The organism is Natrinema sp. 1APR25-10V2 (genome assembly GCF_031626495.1).
Classification (GTDB): Archaea; Halobacteriota; Halobacteria; order Halobacteriales; family Natrialbaceae; genus Natrinema.
Genome location: NZ_JAMQOJ010000004.1, coordinates 480,903 through 496,128 on the forward strand (window position 1 = coordinate 480,903; position 15,226 = coordinate 496,128).

Below are 15,226 nucleotides of genomic sequence, written 5' to 3' on the forward strand. Positions count from 1 at the left end.
CACCCCCGCTCGGACGAGTGCCGTAATCCGCGCGCCGGGCGGTTAAGGTCGTGCCTATAGTAGGGTATTCGAGACCACTATGGCCGTATCTGACCATCTGTCGCGGTTGCGCTCGATCACCGAGACGGAGGGACACACCGAAGACGTCGATGAACGCTCGCGCGGGGAGCACGTCGCCGACGCAGTGTTACGCGGGATTCAGGGCGGGTTCGTCGCGACGCTGATCATGACTGCCTTCCGGCTCCCGATCCTGCGCTCGCTGCCCCCGTCGGCGAACTTCTGGTCGCAGTACGTCGCCGGCGGCGATCCCGGGGAGCACACGATCCCCGGTCTCGCGTTGCACCTGCTCTACGGAATCGGCTCCGGCGTTCTCTTCGGGGTATTGTTTTCCCTCTACGACGCCGGTCGATCCATCGAGCCCGAACAGCGGGGGCTCGTCTGGGGCTCGGTCTACGGGATGGTCCTGTCGGCCGTCGGCGTCCAGGTCGTGTTGAACGGACTGCTCGATATCCGTCTCGATGCCGACGAACTCGCGCTCTTCCACGCTGGCCACCTCGTCTACGGGCTCTCGCTGGGCGCCTGGGTCGGCTCGCGAACGGAAGGCACCGACGACCCCGAGCGGGAGTACGAATACCGAGGCGGTAACTGAGCTACGACCGCGCCAGGTCCGCGACGTCTTCCTCGAGTCGGCTCGCGTACTCGAGTCGCAGGTCGCGGGCGTCGGCTTCCGTCACGTACTGGCGGCCGTCGATCCGGGCCGCGATCGGGTGGTAGTCCCCGACCGAGAATCCCATCCGCTCTAAGTAGCCCGCAACGGCGGGTGACTCGAGGCCGTCGTGGATCGCCGACTCGGCGAGGTCGCAGACGGTCTCGAACGCGGGGAGGGCGATCCCTTCCTCGGTGGCGTGGCCGGGACGGGCGGTCGGACCGTCCCTGTCGGCCGGTGAATCGCTGGCGGTCGCAGCGCCAGCGCCCCCGTCGTCGCCACTGCCGTCTCGGCTCCGTCGGCTGACGCTCTCGCCGTCGATCCGAACGGTGGTTTCGGGGAGCCGTTCCATCACCGTCCGGAGGTCCTCGGCCAACCGAAGCAGTTGACTGGGTAACGCGGCGTCCGGCGAGCGCCACTCGACGGTGGGCATCGAATCGCGCAGTCGGACGGGCGTCCAGACCACGTCGTCGGGCGAGAAGTGTTCGTCGACCGCCGCGCCGTCGACACCCGCGTCGACGGCCGCCGCTTTGAACTCCTCGTAGCGGTGCTCGAGTCGTCGGTGCCACTCGCCGACGTTGTCGACGTAGCGCCAGAGCTGGCCGTGTTTCGGGAATTCCTCGTAGCTCTTTTTCCGGTAGCAGTACGCCCGGGCCCCGTTGGCGATCCGTTCGCCCTGAAAGTACGGCGAGGAGTTGACCAGCGCGAGCGCCGGATCGAGCGCGATGAGCGTGTTGAGCTGGTCCGTCACGTTGCGCTTCTCGATGTGGACGTGCGTTCCGGCGCAGTACTTCGCGTAGTCGAAGTTCGACCCGACCGCTGCCTTCTGTATGCGGCCCCCTTCGTCGGGCCGCCGGTCGATCGCGCCGCCGTTGATCGGCGTCCCGAACGGGACGAGGTGTTTGTCTCTCTCCGCCGCTCTCGAGAGGACCTCCTCGAGTTCTCCCACGAGCGCCGTCCGAAGTTCCGGGATCGTCTCGCAGGGCGGCGTCTTCACTTCGAACAACGGTTCGACGAACTCCCGTTCGGTTCGGCTCGATACGTCCGCGAGCGGCCCCGGTTCGGTGAGGTTGCCGTCGCTATCGACGACCCAGTACTCGACTTCGATGCTCGTGTTCATGCTCGAGATCCCGCGTTCCTGCCAGTCGGCCCTGCAGGGGGCGTTGGTTCCGCCGACTCGATTCCGCTCGATCGATCGGCTCGAGTCCCTGATTATCGTGTGGTGGTTGGTCAACTCTCCTGATATGAGCGTCCCCTGCAGCCGCCTGCCGTTCTCCTTACGCGTCGCTTGGCTCGAAGCGCGTTCGGCGCTTCGGCCCCTTCGTTTCGTCTCCACCGACGTGAGCGTCACGAGCACTGTCGTGAGGGACAGACGGGTCGGCCCGGTAGAACGACTGCTGAGACCGCACCCCTTCGTCGGTGTCGCATGGGCCGTCACCGCGGTCGCTGTATCGGGGCCGGTACACACGGCGTCCTCGGTGACGCCGTTGCGAACCACCAACTCGAGTCCGTTTACCCTACTGGTGACAATCGTTCGATCGCCCGCCGTACCCGACGACGCCTCCCTCGAATCGTCTCCGTTCCGCGGTCGCTGCTCTCGCAAGGGAGGGACCGATTGTACGACGGACCGTACGACCGATCATGGGAAACTACGAGGTACACGAACCCGAGTACTCGGGTACCACGACTGACGAATGGGACGAACCGCGACTCGAGGACTTCGACACCGACGATCTGGGTGAGGTCGCGGACCACTTCCTCCTCTCTGCGTCGGGGTTCCCGCCGGAGAATTTCACGGACCTGAAACTCCCCGTGGTCGATCCCGACGGCGATCTCAACAGGAACGCCCTGCAGACGGCGAAGAGCGGCGGTCACGGCGTCGGTGCGATCGACGACCTCGACGAGGACGAGCGAGCGGAGATCGAGGACCTGATCGACGACCTCGCGAACGAGCACTTCGAGGACGCGGATTTCGGCGACTGAGTAGCGGGCGATCGGTCGCAACGGAATGCCACGGGCCGCGCGAGCGCGATCGTCGCCGCCGGCCCGACGCGTTCACTCCGGCTCGAAGCCGCCGACGAGGTACTCGAGCCCGAACAGCGCGACCGCACCCACGACCGCCCACGCGGCGGTCAGCGTGATCGTTTCCGTCGTCCACGCGTGCGTCTGGCCGATGTTGGTGAGCGGGGCGGGGGTCGAGCCGGCGACGAGGCTGACGAGAAAGACGAACGTCAGCTCGCGGCGGCGTGCCATCGCTGCGCGGACGACGCGGGCGATAGAGAGCAGTCCGACGACGCCGCCGGCGACGAACAGCACGACGGTCGTTCCCGGATCGACGACGGCCGCGAGCGAGCCGCCGCCGAGCAGGTCGCCGATGGCGCGGACGAACGCGCTCAGCTCCGAGGACAGGAAGACGTACTGGCCGAGCAGGATCAGGATGAGCGAGCCGGAGATCCCCGGCAGAATCATCGCGCTGACCGCGATCGCGCCGGCGACGACGATCACGGCCGGGCCGCTCCCGGGCAGCGTGACGAGGTCGGCGGCGACGAGTAACGCGAGCCCGGCACCCGAGATCGCGGTCACGGCGTGTCCGGGCGTGGTGAACGTGAGGTTTCGACCGAGCGTAATCGCCGAAGCGGCGATCAGTCCCGTGAAGAAACCGAACATCGCGACCGGGTGGGACTTCGCCAGCGACGAGACGATATCGGCGATGAGCACGACCGCGGTGGCCATACCGACGCCGAGCGGGAGGAGAAACCCGAGATCCAGCTCGAGCAGCGCCTCCCGGGCCCGCGGCCGACGTTCCGTCCGGTAGCCGCCGAGGATGTCGACCGCTCGCTGGGGCGTAAACGCCGTGACGGCGGCGATCAGCCGTCCGTAGAAGCCAAGCAGGAGCGCGACGGTACCGCCGGAGACGCCGGGGAGAGCGTCGGCGGTCCCCATGCAGAGCCCGTAGCCGTAGGCCCGGAGCAGCTGGAGGCGGTCGACGACCACGTCGGTGCTGTTATACTCCATTCGTTCGGTTTCGGCGTTCCCGGCGCGGGTCCTGGATCGACAGCGTGCGATGCCACCGCCTCGCGTCCGACGGATCGGGCCGCCGTGTCGGCTGCATGCTCGACTGGGCGACGCGCGGCCGTATAAAAGTGCATACCGTCGTCACCGCGTGCTACCACTGTGCACTGTCGGCCGTCTCGCTGCCGGGCCTCTCTCGAGACGGCACCACGATTCCGAGCCGAATGCTCAGGCCGGTCGCCCCATCGTGTACAGGAACATCGGCGTCTGGCCGGCCGCCTCCGGTGTGAAGAAGTCCGAAACGACGTCGTCGTAGAACGTCAGCCCGGTCCCGCCGAGGTCGCGGTGGGCGTAGGTCCCCAGATACAGCCGGCCGGCCGTCAGCGCCGCCTCGAGCTGGGCCACGGGGTAGCCGCGGTCGCCCAACGTGTCGACGACTGCCTCGAGATCAGCCAGGAAGTAGACGCAGACCGCCGCATCGGCGGCCAGCCGCTGGTCCAGCGCGAGGTGGCCCGCCTCGTCTCGGAACTCGCCGGCCCGCAGCCGCTCGAATTCGCCCGCGGCCGGATGGTAGCGGTAGGTCCCGGCCTCGAGTCCCTCGACGCCGTTGACGACGAGATAGGGGTCGACGAACGACAGCGGCGGGGCGTCGTCGCTGCGAACGTCCATCGGCACCCCGCGGACGGCGCGGTCGAGCACCGTCGACAGTTTTCGAACGCTGATCGAATCGCGCTCGTACTCGCGACAGGAGCCGCGCCGGCGGATCGTCCGGTGGAGCGGGCGGCTCGAGGCCGTCACCGGATCGACCGGATCGAGCGCGATTCGCTCGCCGTCGCCGGGATCGCGGGTGCCGATCGGTCCCGCCGGCCGTCCGGACCGCCAGGCGTCGGCTTCGGTCCCGCTCTCGAGGGTACCGGCGACCCACGCCTCGCGGAGCAGCGGGGATTCCTTCTCGTTCGGCGAGAGCGGCGCGGTGTCGGGATCGATCGGGTCGATGTCGGCGGAGACGGTATCGGATTCGGAAACCGGATCGCCCGCGCCGATCGGGACGATCTCGAGCGGCGCTTCGCGCGCGGGCTCGACGCCGAGCAGATCGGCGACCGGCCGATCCGCGAAGCCGGTGACGACCTCGGCGCGGTGCTCGAGCGCGTGGGCGACCGCCAGCAGGTTCGCGAGCGTCGTCCCGGAGTCCCAGAAGGCGTGGCGGAACGTCCGGTCGCCGTACTTCCAGGCGTTGCGCCACCACGTCGAGGTCGTCGCGATCGACAGCGGCGCGTCGGCGACGCCCGCGTGCCCGCTGGCGCTCGCGAGGACTCCCCGGTAGTCCCCGTCGCGGAGGACATCGAGCGAGAGCGTTCGCGGATCGAAGTGGTAGACGCCGGCCGGGAGGTCGGTCCCGCCGTTTGTCTCACCGCCCTCGAGGTCCCCGCAGACGACGTACAGATCGACGTGGTAGAGCGCGCCGGTGGTCGCCGCCGCCCGGAACAGTAGGGAACGACCGCGGCGGGTGATCTCCGTGGTGACGCCCGCGGCGTAGTAACAGAGCGTCGTAACGGTCTCGAGATCGAGGCGGCCGTCTCGAGTTGAACCGCCGTCGGGCGTCGGCTCGGCGATGGCCGCGAGCGCGGGTTGCTGGGGCGGTCGGATCCGCTCCGCGAGCGGTCTCACGGACAGATCCGTGTACTCCTTGTACGGCGTCGGCTTGTTGTCGAAATTCAGCCCGTGACTCCCCTCGCGGACGCTTCTGGGGGAGTGTTTCGTCCGGTCGTGGTACTCGAGGGCTCCGACTGGCATGCGCTGGACTACCACACCGATTCCGAAAAACCGGGCGGGAGCTTTTTCTCGCTCCGGTCTGTTACGCCGCTCGAGAACATGGACCTCGAGTCGATCCCGGGCGTCGGCGAGAAGACGGCCCGAGCGCTGGCCGAACTCGACGATCCCGAGCGCGCGCTCCGGGCGGGCGACGTGGCGGCGATCGCGACCGCGCCGGGGATCTCTCAGGGCCGGGCCGCCCGCATCGCGCGGGGAGCGATCCGGCTCGAGCACGACGATCCCGGCGGTTTCCTCGCGACCGACCGCGCCCGCGAGGTCTACCGGCAGGTGCTCGGCCTGCTCCAGGAGCGGACCGTCACCGACTACGCCGCCCAGCGACTCGAGACGATCTACCCGAGCCCGAAGCGCTCGCGCATCGAGGAGGTGCAGGCCTTCGCGGCCGAGGCCATAGAGCGCGAGCCGAGTCCCGAGGTGGTCGAGGCGCTCGAGGGGGTCGAACCCCTCCGCGAGCCCGGCGACGTGACGGTCCGCGAGCGCTGTCTGGCGACGACCGACGCCGAGCGCTACTCCGAAGCGCGCGAAGCGATCCCGGAACTCTCGGTCGAGATCGTCGAGGACGCGCAGGGGCTGGCCGAACTCGCGCGGGGCTACTCGACGGTAATCGCCCTCGACGAGTCCTTCGCCGGCGTCACCCTCGAGGGCGACGTGCAGGTCCGCCCCGACGCGCTCGAGAACCCGGCCGAGGTCGTCCCCGAGCGCCCGCTGGCCTTCTTCGCGCGCAACCGGGACCGCTTGCGAGCGGCCGTCGCGGTCCACCGGGCAGCCGATCTCGAGCCGCCATGCGATCTCGCGGCGCTCGAGGACGGCCTCTCGCGGCTGTCCGAGGACGGCACCGTCGCGGGCGACGACGAACTCGATCGGCTGACGACGGCGGTCGACGACCTCGACGCGGCGGCGGGCACCGCGGAGAACGTCGCCAACGACCGGCTCCGGGAGGCGATCCGCGAGCAGGACGTGACGATCGAGGGCGCGGATCTGCTCTCGCTGGTCGAGCGCGGGGCCGGCGTCGATTCCCTGCTCTCGCGGGAACTCGCCGACGAGTATGCGGCGGCGGTCGAGGCCGCCCGCGACCACCTCGTCGATGCGCTCGACCTGGATCAGGGCGAGGCCGAGATCGCGAGACGGGCCTTCGGCGACGAGCCGACGTTTCCGGTCGAACGCGACGAGGACGCGGTCGGTCGACTGCGCGAGGAGCTGACCGCGGCCAAGGAGCGCCGCGCCGGCCGCCTCAAACGCGACCTCGCCGCCGACCTCGCCGACCAGCGGGAGGGTGCCCGCCAGCTGGTTCGGGACGCTCTCGAGTTGGACGTCGAACTCGCGGTTGCCCGGTTCGCACGCGAGTTCGAGTGTACGATGCCGGAGTTCGCAGATTCCACGGCCGAGGTGGGGTTCGACATCGAGAGCGGTCGCTCGCCGCTGCTCGACGAACCGCTCGAGGCGATCGACCCCGTCGACTACGCCGTCTCGGGGGTCGCCTTGCTCTCCGGGGTCAACAGCGGCGGGAAGACCTCCATGCTCGATCTGGTCGCGAGCGTGGTCGTGCTGGCCCACATGGGGCTGCCCGTCCCCGCCGAGCGGGTTCGACTCCGCCGATTCGACGATCTACACTACCACGCGAAGACTCAGGGGACGCTGGACGCGGGCGCGTTCGAGTCGACGGTCCGCGAGTTCGCCGACCTCGCACAGGGCGGTGAAGGCTCGCTGGTGCTGGTCGACGAACTCGAGAGCATCACCGAGCCCGGGGCGTCGGCGAAGATCATCGCCGGAATTCTGGAGGCGCTGTCGGACAACGGCGCAACGGCGGTGTTCGTCTCGCACCTCGCGGGCGAGATCCGGGAGATGGCCGACTTCGACGTGACCGTCGACGGCATCGAGGCCGTGGGACTGGTCGACGGCGAACTCGAGGTAAATCGCTCGCCGGTCAAGGACCACTTAGCGCGGTCGACGCCGGAGCTGATCGTCGAGAAACTGGCGGACGAATCGCGGGCGACGGCGACGAACGGGGGAGCGCCGTCGGCGAGCGATGGCGAGCCCGAACCGCTCTTTTACGATCGCCTGCTCGAGAAGTTCGAGTAGCGCCCGCGTCGCTCTCCGTCGTCTCTCGCCGCTCTTCGCTTCGGGTGCGCACCCGTCTCCTATCCGAGACGCCGCTCGGGTCGAGGGACCGCAAACGCCGGGGCCGCCGTCGCCCGGGTCACGGTCCCTCGACTGGATGCGAACTGGACTCGAGCACGTCGAGCGCCCGCTCGAAGGCGGCGTCGACGTCCCCGAACTCGCCTTCGTGTGTCCACTCCCCGTCGGGGGTGGCGGTGTAGACGTCGAATCCGCCGCCGCGGTACTCGTGGGACTCGACGTACAGTTCTTCGTCGACCGCGTCGCCGTCGACGAGGAGCCAGACGCCGAGTTCCTTCCCGCCCTCGAGGTCGCGTCGTCGTTTCCAGCGCATGGCCCGCGCTACTACCCCCGGCGATCTATAACCCAACGGGGTCCCCCCGGCACTGGCAGGACAGGTGGTCGGCGTGACTCCGCTCTCGCCGACCCCGCCGACGGGACGCGCCGATCGCCCGATTCGCGAGCGCTACGTCGACGCCGGCCAGCGGCCGAGGACGTCCAGTTGGTGAGCGAGATAGACGAGTTCCGCGGCCGCGATCTGTTCGTGGCGCGCCTCCGCCCACGTTCGCAGCCGTTCCGCGTCGAGCGTTCCGTCGGCTTCGAGCGCGGATTCGATGGTATCGACGATGTGGTGGAGAAAGTACGCCTCGTCCGCCGCGTATCCGTCGTCGTTCGGCCGGACGACCCAGTCCGAGCCGCCCGCCGCGACGACGCGACCGCCCGTCTCCGGAATCGCGGTGAGCAGGCGGCGGCCGGCCTCGCTGTCGCCGGTTTCGCCGTCGACCTTCTCGGTCGCGTCCATACGGCGGTGGAACCGGCGTTCGATGCGCTCGTCGAGTTCGGCGTCGATCGGCGGTACCAGCGACGTCACCCCGTCGAACGTGATGGGGAAGTAGGCGATTCCCCCCGGTCGCAGCCCGTTGACGACCGCCTCGAGCGCCGTTCGAACGTCCGTGAGATCGAGGAACGCCTGGGCGACGACGGCGTCGTACGTCGACTCGCCGTCCGCAAGGTGGGCGAGCGCGTCTTCGGCGCGGAACTCGACCTCGAACGCCGCCCCGTCGCGGTCCACGCGCATCGACCCGTCCGACCCGGCCGGCTCGCGGCTCGAGCCCCTCGGGCGGTCGGCGATACCGTCCGATGCGGCCTCGACGAGGGCCGGATCGACGTCGATGGCCGTGTATCGAACCTCCGTGTCGACGGTCCACTCGAGAATCGTTTCGATCATCGCGCCCGTCCCGGTCCCGATCTCGCAGAGTTCGACCGGCTCGTCGAACCCCTCGAGCGCGCGACGGAACGCGGCCGCGACGCGTCGGTTTCGGGCGCGCCGGTCGACGGATCGCTTGGCGTCGAGGTATCGGCGAAACGAGTAACGATCGGGCTCGATCACGCTTCTATCGTCCCCTCGACCCGCGGCGTGTTAAAGTCCAGCCGTCACGGGAACGGCCCCGCGATTTTCCTCATCCCGGTCGCGAACGTCTCGACGCGGTCGACGGCGTCGGCCCAGGTGGGGTGGGCGTCGTAGGCGTCTCGGGCGGCGACTCCCATCTCGGCGAGGCGTTCGCGATCGGTCGCGAACGAGCCCACCGCCTCGGCGACGGTTCGCGGCTCGCCCGGCGGAACCAACCGTCCCGTTTTCCCATCGGTCACGACCTCGCGGGCGCCGCCGGCCGCCGAGGCGAGCGCCGGCAGTCCGAACCCCATTCCCTCGAGGTAGACGATGCCGAACCCCTCGTAGTTGGACGGAACTGCGAGGAGATGTCCCTCCCGAAGGGTCGACGACAGCGCGTCGTCGGAGAGTCGGCCCGCGAACGTCACCGACCGTTCGACGCTCAACGCGCTGACCAGCCGATCGATCCGACGGACGTACTCCCGATCGACCGTCGGGTCGCCGACGACGGTCAGCGACCACTCGTCGGCCGGCAGGGCGGCCAGCCCGCGGAGCAAGGTGTGGAGCCCCTTTCGCTCGACGAGCGTCCCCACGAAAACGACTCGAAGCGGTCCCGGCTCGCGAGCGCGCGAGCGAATCCGCTCGCGCGTAACGCCCGGATCGACGTGGTCGCCGCCGGGCGGCGCGACGACGCTCGGCTTCGGATCGACGAGCCCTTCGACGGTCTCTCGAGTGGGGTCGCTGTTGTAGACGAACGCGTCGACCGTCTCGAGGTAGCGGCGCTCGATCGCTCGGACGAGTGCGTTGCGCCAGGTCGACCGTGACTCCCGACACCGGAGGTGGTGGACGATGGAGACCACCGGCACGTCGTCGTCGCGCCGGCGGTTATGTCGGACGAGCGATGGGTGGCAGAGTTCGTCCTGCAACAGCACGTCGACGTCGAGGGCGGTCAGATCGGCGGCGACCTCCGGGGAGAGGTTATCGAGCAGGTTCGTCCCGTACCCGTCTCTCGGTATCGGGACGACCGTCACCTCGTGGCCCCGGTCGCGGAGCCCCGCGACGATCCGCCGGTCGTAGCGGTAGCCGCCGGACGTGCGTCCGAGGCCGTCGTACACGACTAACCCCAGCCGCATCGGATCAGACCGTCGCGGCGTAGGAGGCGGCCGCCGTGTCCTCCTCCCACGTCGTAACCTCGATCGCGTCGAGTCGGTCCGTCTCGATTCCGTCGACGACTCGCTCTGCGAAGAATCGCGAGAAGTGCTCCACGCTCGGATTGAGTCCCTCGAATTCGGGGAGTTCATTGAGCGTCGCCCCTCGGTATCGGTCCGCCAGCTCGTCGACGACCGCCTCGAGGTCGTCGATGTCGACGAGGTAGCCGTACTCTCCGAGCTGCTCGCCTTCCACTTGGACCTCCACCGTCAAATGGTGGGCGTGGAGATCGCCTTCCGGCCCGGGATCGGGGACCGTAAGCCAGTGTCGGGTGATCAGGTCGCGGGTGACTGTCACCGTGTACATACCCCTCAGACCACGCATGCGCACTAAAGCCTGGGGTGCGAACCGTCCGGACCGGCGGGCGACGGCGGAACGGTCTCGACTCCGGTCAGTACGTCAATAGCACCTGAACCGTCTCGTTCGGTCGATCGTCCAGCATCGCGTACGCCTCCGGAGCGTCCGCGATCGGAGTTCGGTGGGTCGTCAGGCGATCGGTCTCGACGTCCTCGAGGCGCCGCCACGCGGTCGCCAGCCGACGCGCCACGGTCCAGCGTCCGCGCCGGGCCGGTGCGATAGTACTCACCTGGCTGCTGATCAGGCGGATTCGGCTCCGGTGGAACCGCCCGTCGAGCGACAGGTCTGCCGTCTTGGTTCCGTACCACGACCCGACGACGATTCGGCCACCGTACCCGGTCGCGTCGACGGCAGCGTCGAGCGCTGCCGGGTCACCCGAGAGTTCGTACGTGAGATCCGCCCGACGCGGGCGCGTCTCCCCGCCGCTCCGCCCGGACGGCGACTCCGGCCGTTCGGTCGGCTGTGTCCGTCCTCCGATCACCGCGGCCGGGTCCACGTCATCGGGATCGAGACTCCGATCGGCTCCGAACGCCTCCGAGAGCCGTCGTCGCTTCTCGTAGCAGTCCACGGTCACGAGCGAGGAAAGCGGCGTCTCGGCCAGCAGTGTCGTCGTCAACAGCCCGACGATTCCCTGACCGAACACGACCGCTCGCTCGCCGATGCGGGGCTCCCCGTCGAGGATCAGATTGACTGCCGTTTCGACGTTCGGGAGAAACGCCGCCGCTTCGGGCGAAACGTCGTCCGGTACGACGCTCACCTCGTCTCTCCCGATGACGAACTCGCTGGCGTGGGGGTGGAACGCGAGCACCGTCTCGCCGCGCCACGCCGGGTCGACGTCCACGCCGACGGCGGTCACCGTTCCGACGACCGCGTAGCCGTACGGGAACGGGTAGGAGAACGATCCGGAGAGCGATTCCAGCGCCTCGTCCGCGGCTATCTCCGGGTTCATTTCGCCACGGTAGAGCAACAGCTCCGTCCCGGAGCTGATGGCCGATACCGTCGCGGACACTTTGAGTTCCTCCGGACCGGGGTCGGCCACCGCCGTCTCCCGGACCTCGACCTGACGGGGTCCCGTGAAGTACACCGACTGAGCCGTCATCGTGTTACGCCCTCCTCGCGCTCTCGTCGGTGCCGATCTCGACGCGCGTTCCGCACTCCCGGCAGCGCTCGAGAGCCTCCTTTGCCGTCATTCCGGCGTCGCCGGCCGTCCGATCGCGGCCGACGCCGACTTTGAGTTCGATCCCCTCGGCCGCGGCGACGTGATCGATCGCCTCGTCGAACGCCGCCCGGTCGAGTCCCGCGGTCACCGAGATGATGTTGTCGCCGCCGATGAAAAACGACAGCGAGTCGTGCGCGTCGTACATGTGCTCGAGAAGCGCCGTATAGCCCCGGTCGATGCGACGGAACACCTCGAACGCGTTGAACTCGTCGGTGTATCGCTCGGTCGCGTCGTTTACGTCGAAGTGGGCGATCTGGACTGTCCCCTCGTCGCACGGCGGATCGCTGCGCAGGATTTCGGTTCGAGAGCCGTCCTGAGCGCTCCCGGCAGCCTGGAGGTTCGACGTCGCCTCGCCGACCGCCTCACGCGGCGAGGCCCCCGTTGCGACACCGAGGCTGACCGTGACGGGATAGCGGTTTCGGACGGTGTCTTGAATACGACGGTGTGCCTCCAGGTCGAGGCCGTTCGTGATGGCGATCATGTTGTCGTACCGCGTCGCGAACACGTAGCCGTCGTGGTGAGCGACGACCTGCGCGATATCCGCGTACAGTTGGGACTGTAGCATCTGCAGGTCGGCCTCTCGTTTCGGTGACGGCGTCACCGTCCACGGCCCGTAGTTGTCGATTTGGATGACCGTGACCTGTGTTTCGATCGAAGTCACCTCCCTCCGTACCATGTCTAACGGTATAATTCGTGGGTGCTGGCCGACGTCGACTCCGTCGGACCGTACCCGCTCGAGACCGCCCGCGTCCCCGTCCGCAGATATATGCCATCCGGTACCATAGTTACCGGTCGGAGGACCGGCTCGTGTCACGAACGCACGCCGCGAGTGCCACCGAACGGCCCGAGACTCTCGGCGTCGGAGCGGCGGATGCTGAACGGATCCCCGAGGAGCGCGTGCTCCGCCAGTGGCTCGCGCGGGAGGCCGACGGCGGTGCGGCGGACGTCGATCCCGGGTCGATCCCGTCGAACGCGTCGGCGGTACTCGACGCGCTCCTCTCGGCGAAACCGGGCGCGGCGGCGTTCGTCTACCGCGAGCGCCCGATCCGATGGTATCGGCTCGCGCTCGAGAGAGAACGGTTCCTCGAGCTCCGACCGGTGGACGGGCCGGAGGATCTCCTGTGGCGTGGCGCCTCCACGGACGGCACCCTGTTCGGCGTGGCCGAGCGCGTTCGCGAGGAGGGGTTCGGCCCGCTCGAGTCGGCGGGAATCGACTCCGACGCGGTCAAGCGGTACCGCAACGACCTCGAATCGGGTACGCGGTTCGACCCGCTGATCGTCCGGACCAGACGCGGCGCGACCCCCTGGTTCGTCGCCGACGGGAATCACCGGGCGACGGCGGCCGCGCTGCGGTTCCTCGAAACCGGCCGATACGAACCCGTACCGGCCTACGTCGCCGTGACCGCGAACCCGGTCTTCGGACCGATGATCGACCGACTCCGGGGTCTGACGCGGCGGTTAATCGGGCGAACGATCGGGCACCGAGGCGATCGCGAGCCGTGACCTCGGCCGCGAGCGGTGGTCGCGCCGCCGACCGGCGCTGAGTCGATCGGACCGCGGGAATGCAAGTGCGAAGCTTTTGCTCGCTCCGAGGGTGTGTTATTACATGGCATACCAATTCTCGTGTCCGCGGAACGGCTGTTCCTTCGAACTCCGCTGTGATTCCGGTCAGGAGGCGGCGCGGCTCGCGCGGGCCCACGCCCGCGTCTCACACCGCGACCGCATCGCTCCGGCGGATCTCGACCGCTGGCTCGAGCGGATCGAGGCCGCCTGACCCGACTCGCAAGGCTTGCAGGTCGGCTAGCCGCCGTGCCACTCGAGGATCTTCTTGTGTCCCCACTTCTCCTCGTCGTCGCCGGTGTCGGTGATCGCGGCGAGTGAGTCCGCCTCGCGCTCCTCGAGGAAAGCGGCGAGTTCGTCGACGTAGTCCGCGATCGCGGCGAGCGTCTCGTCGTTCTGGAGTGCGAACGACTCTTTCAGGGAATCCGGCATCCCGTCGGGTGCGACGTACGTGTCCGTTCGAGCGTAGTCGCCGACGCCCCGCAGGGTCTCCGGCGAGAGTTCGGCGAACTGCTCGAGCATGAAGTCCGGAACGGCGTTCGGCGGTGTCGGCGTCGTCATCGTTATCGCCTGAATCAATTTAATGAATATTAACTATTGTGACTGTGGCACACAGTAACGTGATGTTTCCCGACGGAGCGTGATATCGCGCCACCGAACCATTAAGACGCTGGGGAAGCAGGGTGAAAGTGATGGCAGACGACCCCGACGGGGGGATGTTGTCGTGGGACGAATCCGTGTTCAAAAACGAGCACGTCTTCGAAATCGACTACGTTCCCGAGACGTTCAAGCACCGCGAGGGCCAGACCCAGAGCCTGACGTACGCGCTGCGCCCGGCGGTGCGGGGGTCGCGACCGTTGAACGTCATGGTCCGGGGGCCGCCGGGTACCGGGAAGACGACGGCGATCCAGAAACTGTTCGACGAGGTGGGGGCCCAGACGAGCGACGTGCGGACGATTCGGGTCAACTGTCAGGTCAACGCGACCCGGTATTCGGTGTTCTCCCGGCTATTCGAGGGCACGTTCGACTACGAACCGCCCTCTTCGGGCATCTCGTTCAAGAAGCTGTTCGGCCAGATCGCCGAGAAGCTCGTCGAGGAGGACAAAGTGCTCGTCGTCGCCCTGGACGACGTCAACTACCTCTTCTACGAGAACGAGGCCAGCGATACGCTGTACTCACTACTGCGGGCCCACGAGGAGTACCCCGGCGCGAAGATCGGCGTCGTCGTCGTCTCCTCCGATCCCGCACTGGACGTGATCGACGAACTCGATTCGCGGGTTCAGAGCGTCTTCCGCCCGGAAGACGTCTACTTCCCCGTCTACGATCAGCCGGAGATCGTCGACATCCTCGCCGAGCGAGTCGAGCGCGGCTTCCACGACGGCGTCATCTCGCGGGACACCCTCGAGTACGTCGCCGAACTCACCGCCGACAGCGGTGACCTCCGGGTCGGTATCGACCTGCTACGGCGGGCCGGGCTCAACGCCGAGATGCGGGCCAGCCGCACCGTCGAGCGCCGGGACGTCGAGGAGGCGTACGAGAAGTCGAAGTACATCAACCTCTCGCGGTCGCTCTCGGGACTGACCGACACCGAGCGGGCCTTGCTCGAGGTGATCGCCGAGCACGACGGCGAGCAGGCCGGCGAGGTCTACGAGGTCTTCCACGACCGGACCGATCTGGGCTACACGCGCTACTCCGAGATCGTCAACAAACTCGACCAGTTGGGTCTGATCGACGCCGACTACGCCGACGTCGACGGGCGAGGGCGCTCGCGCTCGCTCTCGCTGTCCTACGAGAAAGAAGCGGTGTTAGACCGGCTCGAGTGACCGCG

Annotated in this window: 16 protein-coding genes; 6 read left to right on the forward strand and 10 right to left on the reverse strand. The window is 68.2% G+C overall.

Features of this window, described 5'->3' with window-relative positions:
* Positions 1 to 79: 79 nt before the first annotated feature.
* Positions 80 to 649, forward strand: coding sequence for a DUF6789 family protein (locus NDO75_RS15345; RefSeq protein ID WP_310907426.1), 570 nt, complete (start codon positions 80 to 82; stop codon positions 647 to 649).
* Between the two features lies 1 nt (position 650).
* Here NDO75_RS15345 and NDO75_RS15350 read toward each other — a convergent pair whose 3' ends face one another.
* Positions 651 to 1,826, reverse strand: a complete 1,176-nt coding sequence (locus tag NDO75_RS15350; protein ID WP_310907547.1) for a glutamate-cysteine ligase family protein — start codon at positions 1,824 to 1,826, stop codon at positions 651 to 653.
* A 521-nt stretch (positions 1,827 to 2,347) separates the two neighbouring features.
* Here NDO75_RS15350 and NDO75_RS15355 point away from each other — a divergent pair.
* Positions 2,348 to 2,689, forward strand: a complete 342-nt coding sequence (locus tag NDO75_RS15355) for a hypothetical protein (protein ID WP_310907428.1) — start codon at positions 2,348 to 2,350, stop codon at positions 2,687 to 2,689.
* A gap of 72 nt (positions 2,690 to 2,761) precedes the next feature.
* Here the strand turns inward: NDO75_RS15355 and NDO75_RS15360 are convergent, their stop codons facing one another.
* Positions 2,762 to 3,721, reverse strand: coding sequence for a DUF368 domain-containing protein (locus NDO75_RS15360; protein WP_310907429.1), 960 nt, complete (start codon positions 3,719 to 3,721; stop codon positions 2,762 to 2,764).
* A 225-nt stretch (positions 3,722 to 3,946) separates the two neighbouring features.
* Positions 3,947 to 5,512 carry a SagB/ThcOx family dehydrogenase gene (locus tag NDO75_RS15365; RefSeq protein ID WP_310907430.1) on the reverse strand — a complete coding sequence of 522 codons (1,566 nt, stop codon included), beginning with the start codon at positions 5,510 to 5,512 and terminating at the stop codon, positions 3,947 to 3,949.
* A 78-nt stretch (positions 5,513 to 5,590) separates the two neighbouring features.
* Between NDO75_RS15365 and NDO75_RS15370 the strand changes: the two genes are divergently transcribed.
* Positions 5,591 to 7,627, forward strand: coding sequence for a helix-hairpin-helix domain-containing protein (locus NDO75_RS15370; protein ID WP_310907548.1), 2,037 nt, complete (start codon positions 5,591 to 5,593; stop codon positions 7,625 to 7,627).
* 118 nt (positions 7,628 to 7,745) lie between these two features.
* On the opposite strand, the gene NDO75_RS15375 is transcribed toward NDO75_RS15370, so the two are convergent.
* From NDO75_RS15375 to NDO75_RS15400, 6 genes are all read right to left on the reverse strand, one after another.
* The gene (locus NDO75_RS15375) at positions 7,746 to 7,997 is read right to left on the reverse strand and encodes a hypothetical protein (RefSeq protein WP_310907431.1); all 252 of its coding nucleotides are present in this window, start codon (positions 7,995 to 7,997) and stop codon (positions 7,746 to 7,748) included.
* 132 nt (positions 7,998 to 8,129) lie between these two features.
* Positions 8,130 to 9,053, reverse strand: a complete 924-nt coding sequence (locus NDO75_RS15380) for a methyltransferase (RefSeq protein WP_310907432.1) — start codon at positions 9,051 to 9,053, stop codon at positions 8,130 to 8,132.
* 44 nt (positions 9,054 to 9,097) lie between these two features.
* On the reverse strand, positions 9,098 to 10,186 hold the full coding sequence (locus NDO75_RS15385) for a glycosyltransferase family 4 protein (protein ID WP_310907433.1): 1,089 nt from the start codon (positions 10,184 to 10,186) through the stop codon (positions 9,098 to 9,100).
* A 4-nt stretch (positions 10,187 to 10,190) separates the two neighbouring features.
* Entirely contained in the window at positions 10,191 to 10,568 is a 378-nt protein-coding gene (locus NDO75_RS15390) for a 6-carboxytetrahydropterin synthase (RefSeq protein WP_310907434.1), read from the reverse strand.
* 85 nt (positions 10,569 to 10,653) lie between these two features.
* Entirely contained in the window at positions 10,654 to 11,718 is a 1,065-nt protein-coding gene (locus NDO75_RS15395) for a zinc-binding alcohol dehydrogenase (RefSeq protein WP_310907435.1), read from the reverse strand.
* A 4-nt stretch (positions 11,719 to 11,722) separates the two neighbouring features.
* Positions 11,723 to 12,499 (reverse strand): GTP cyclohydrolase IIa, encoded by a 777-nt coding sequence (locus tag NDO75_RS15400; protein ID WP_310907436.1) that lies wholly within the window; start codon positions 12,497 to 12,499, stop codon positions 11,723 to 11,725.
* 146 nt (positions 12,500 to 12,645) lie between these two features.
* Here NDO75_RS15400 and NDO75_RS15405 point away from each other — a divergent pair, with 146 nt between their 5' ends.
* Both NDO75_RS15405 and NDO75_RS15410 read left to right on the forward strand, forming a co-directional pair.
* Entirely contained in the window at positions 12,646 to 13,341 is a 696-nt protein-coding gene (locus NDO75_RS15405; protein WP_310907438.1) for a hypothetical protein, read from the forward strand.
* 103 nt (positions 13,342 to 13,444) lie between these two features.
* Positions 13,445 to 13,612: a hypothetical protein gene (locus NDO75_RS15410; RefSeq protein WP_310907439.1), complete on the forward strand. Its 168-nt coding sequence runs from the start codon at positions 13,445 to 13,447 to the stop codon at positions 13,610 to 13,612.
* A gap of 26 nt (positions 13,613 to 13,638) precedes the next feature.
* Here the strand turns inward: NDO75_RS15410 and NDO75_RS15415 are convergent, their stop codons facing one another.
* Entirely contained in the window at positions 13,639 to 13,959 is a 321-nt protein-coding gene (locus NDO75_RS15415) for a hypothetical protein (protein WP_310907441.1), read from the reverse strand.
* Between the two features lie 131 nt (positions 13,960 to 14,090).
* Here NDO75_RS15415 and NDO75_RS15420 point away from each other — a divergent pair, with 131 nt between their 5' ends.
* The gene (locus tag NDO75_RS15420; protein WP_310907442.1) at positions 14,091 to 15,221 is read left to right on the forward strand and encodes an ORC1-type DNA replication protein; all 1,131 of its coding nucleotides are present in this window, start codon (positions 14,091 to 14,093) and stop codon (positions 15,219 to 15,221) included.
* Positions 15,222 to 15,226 lie beyond the last annotated feature (5 nt).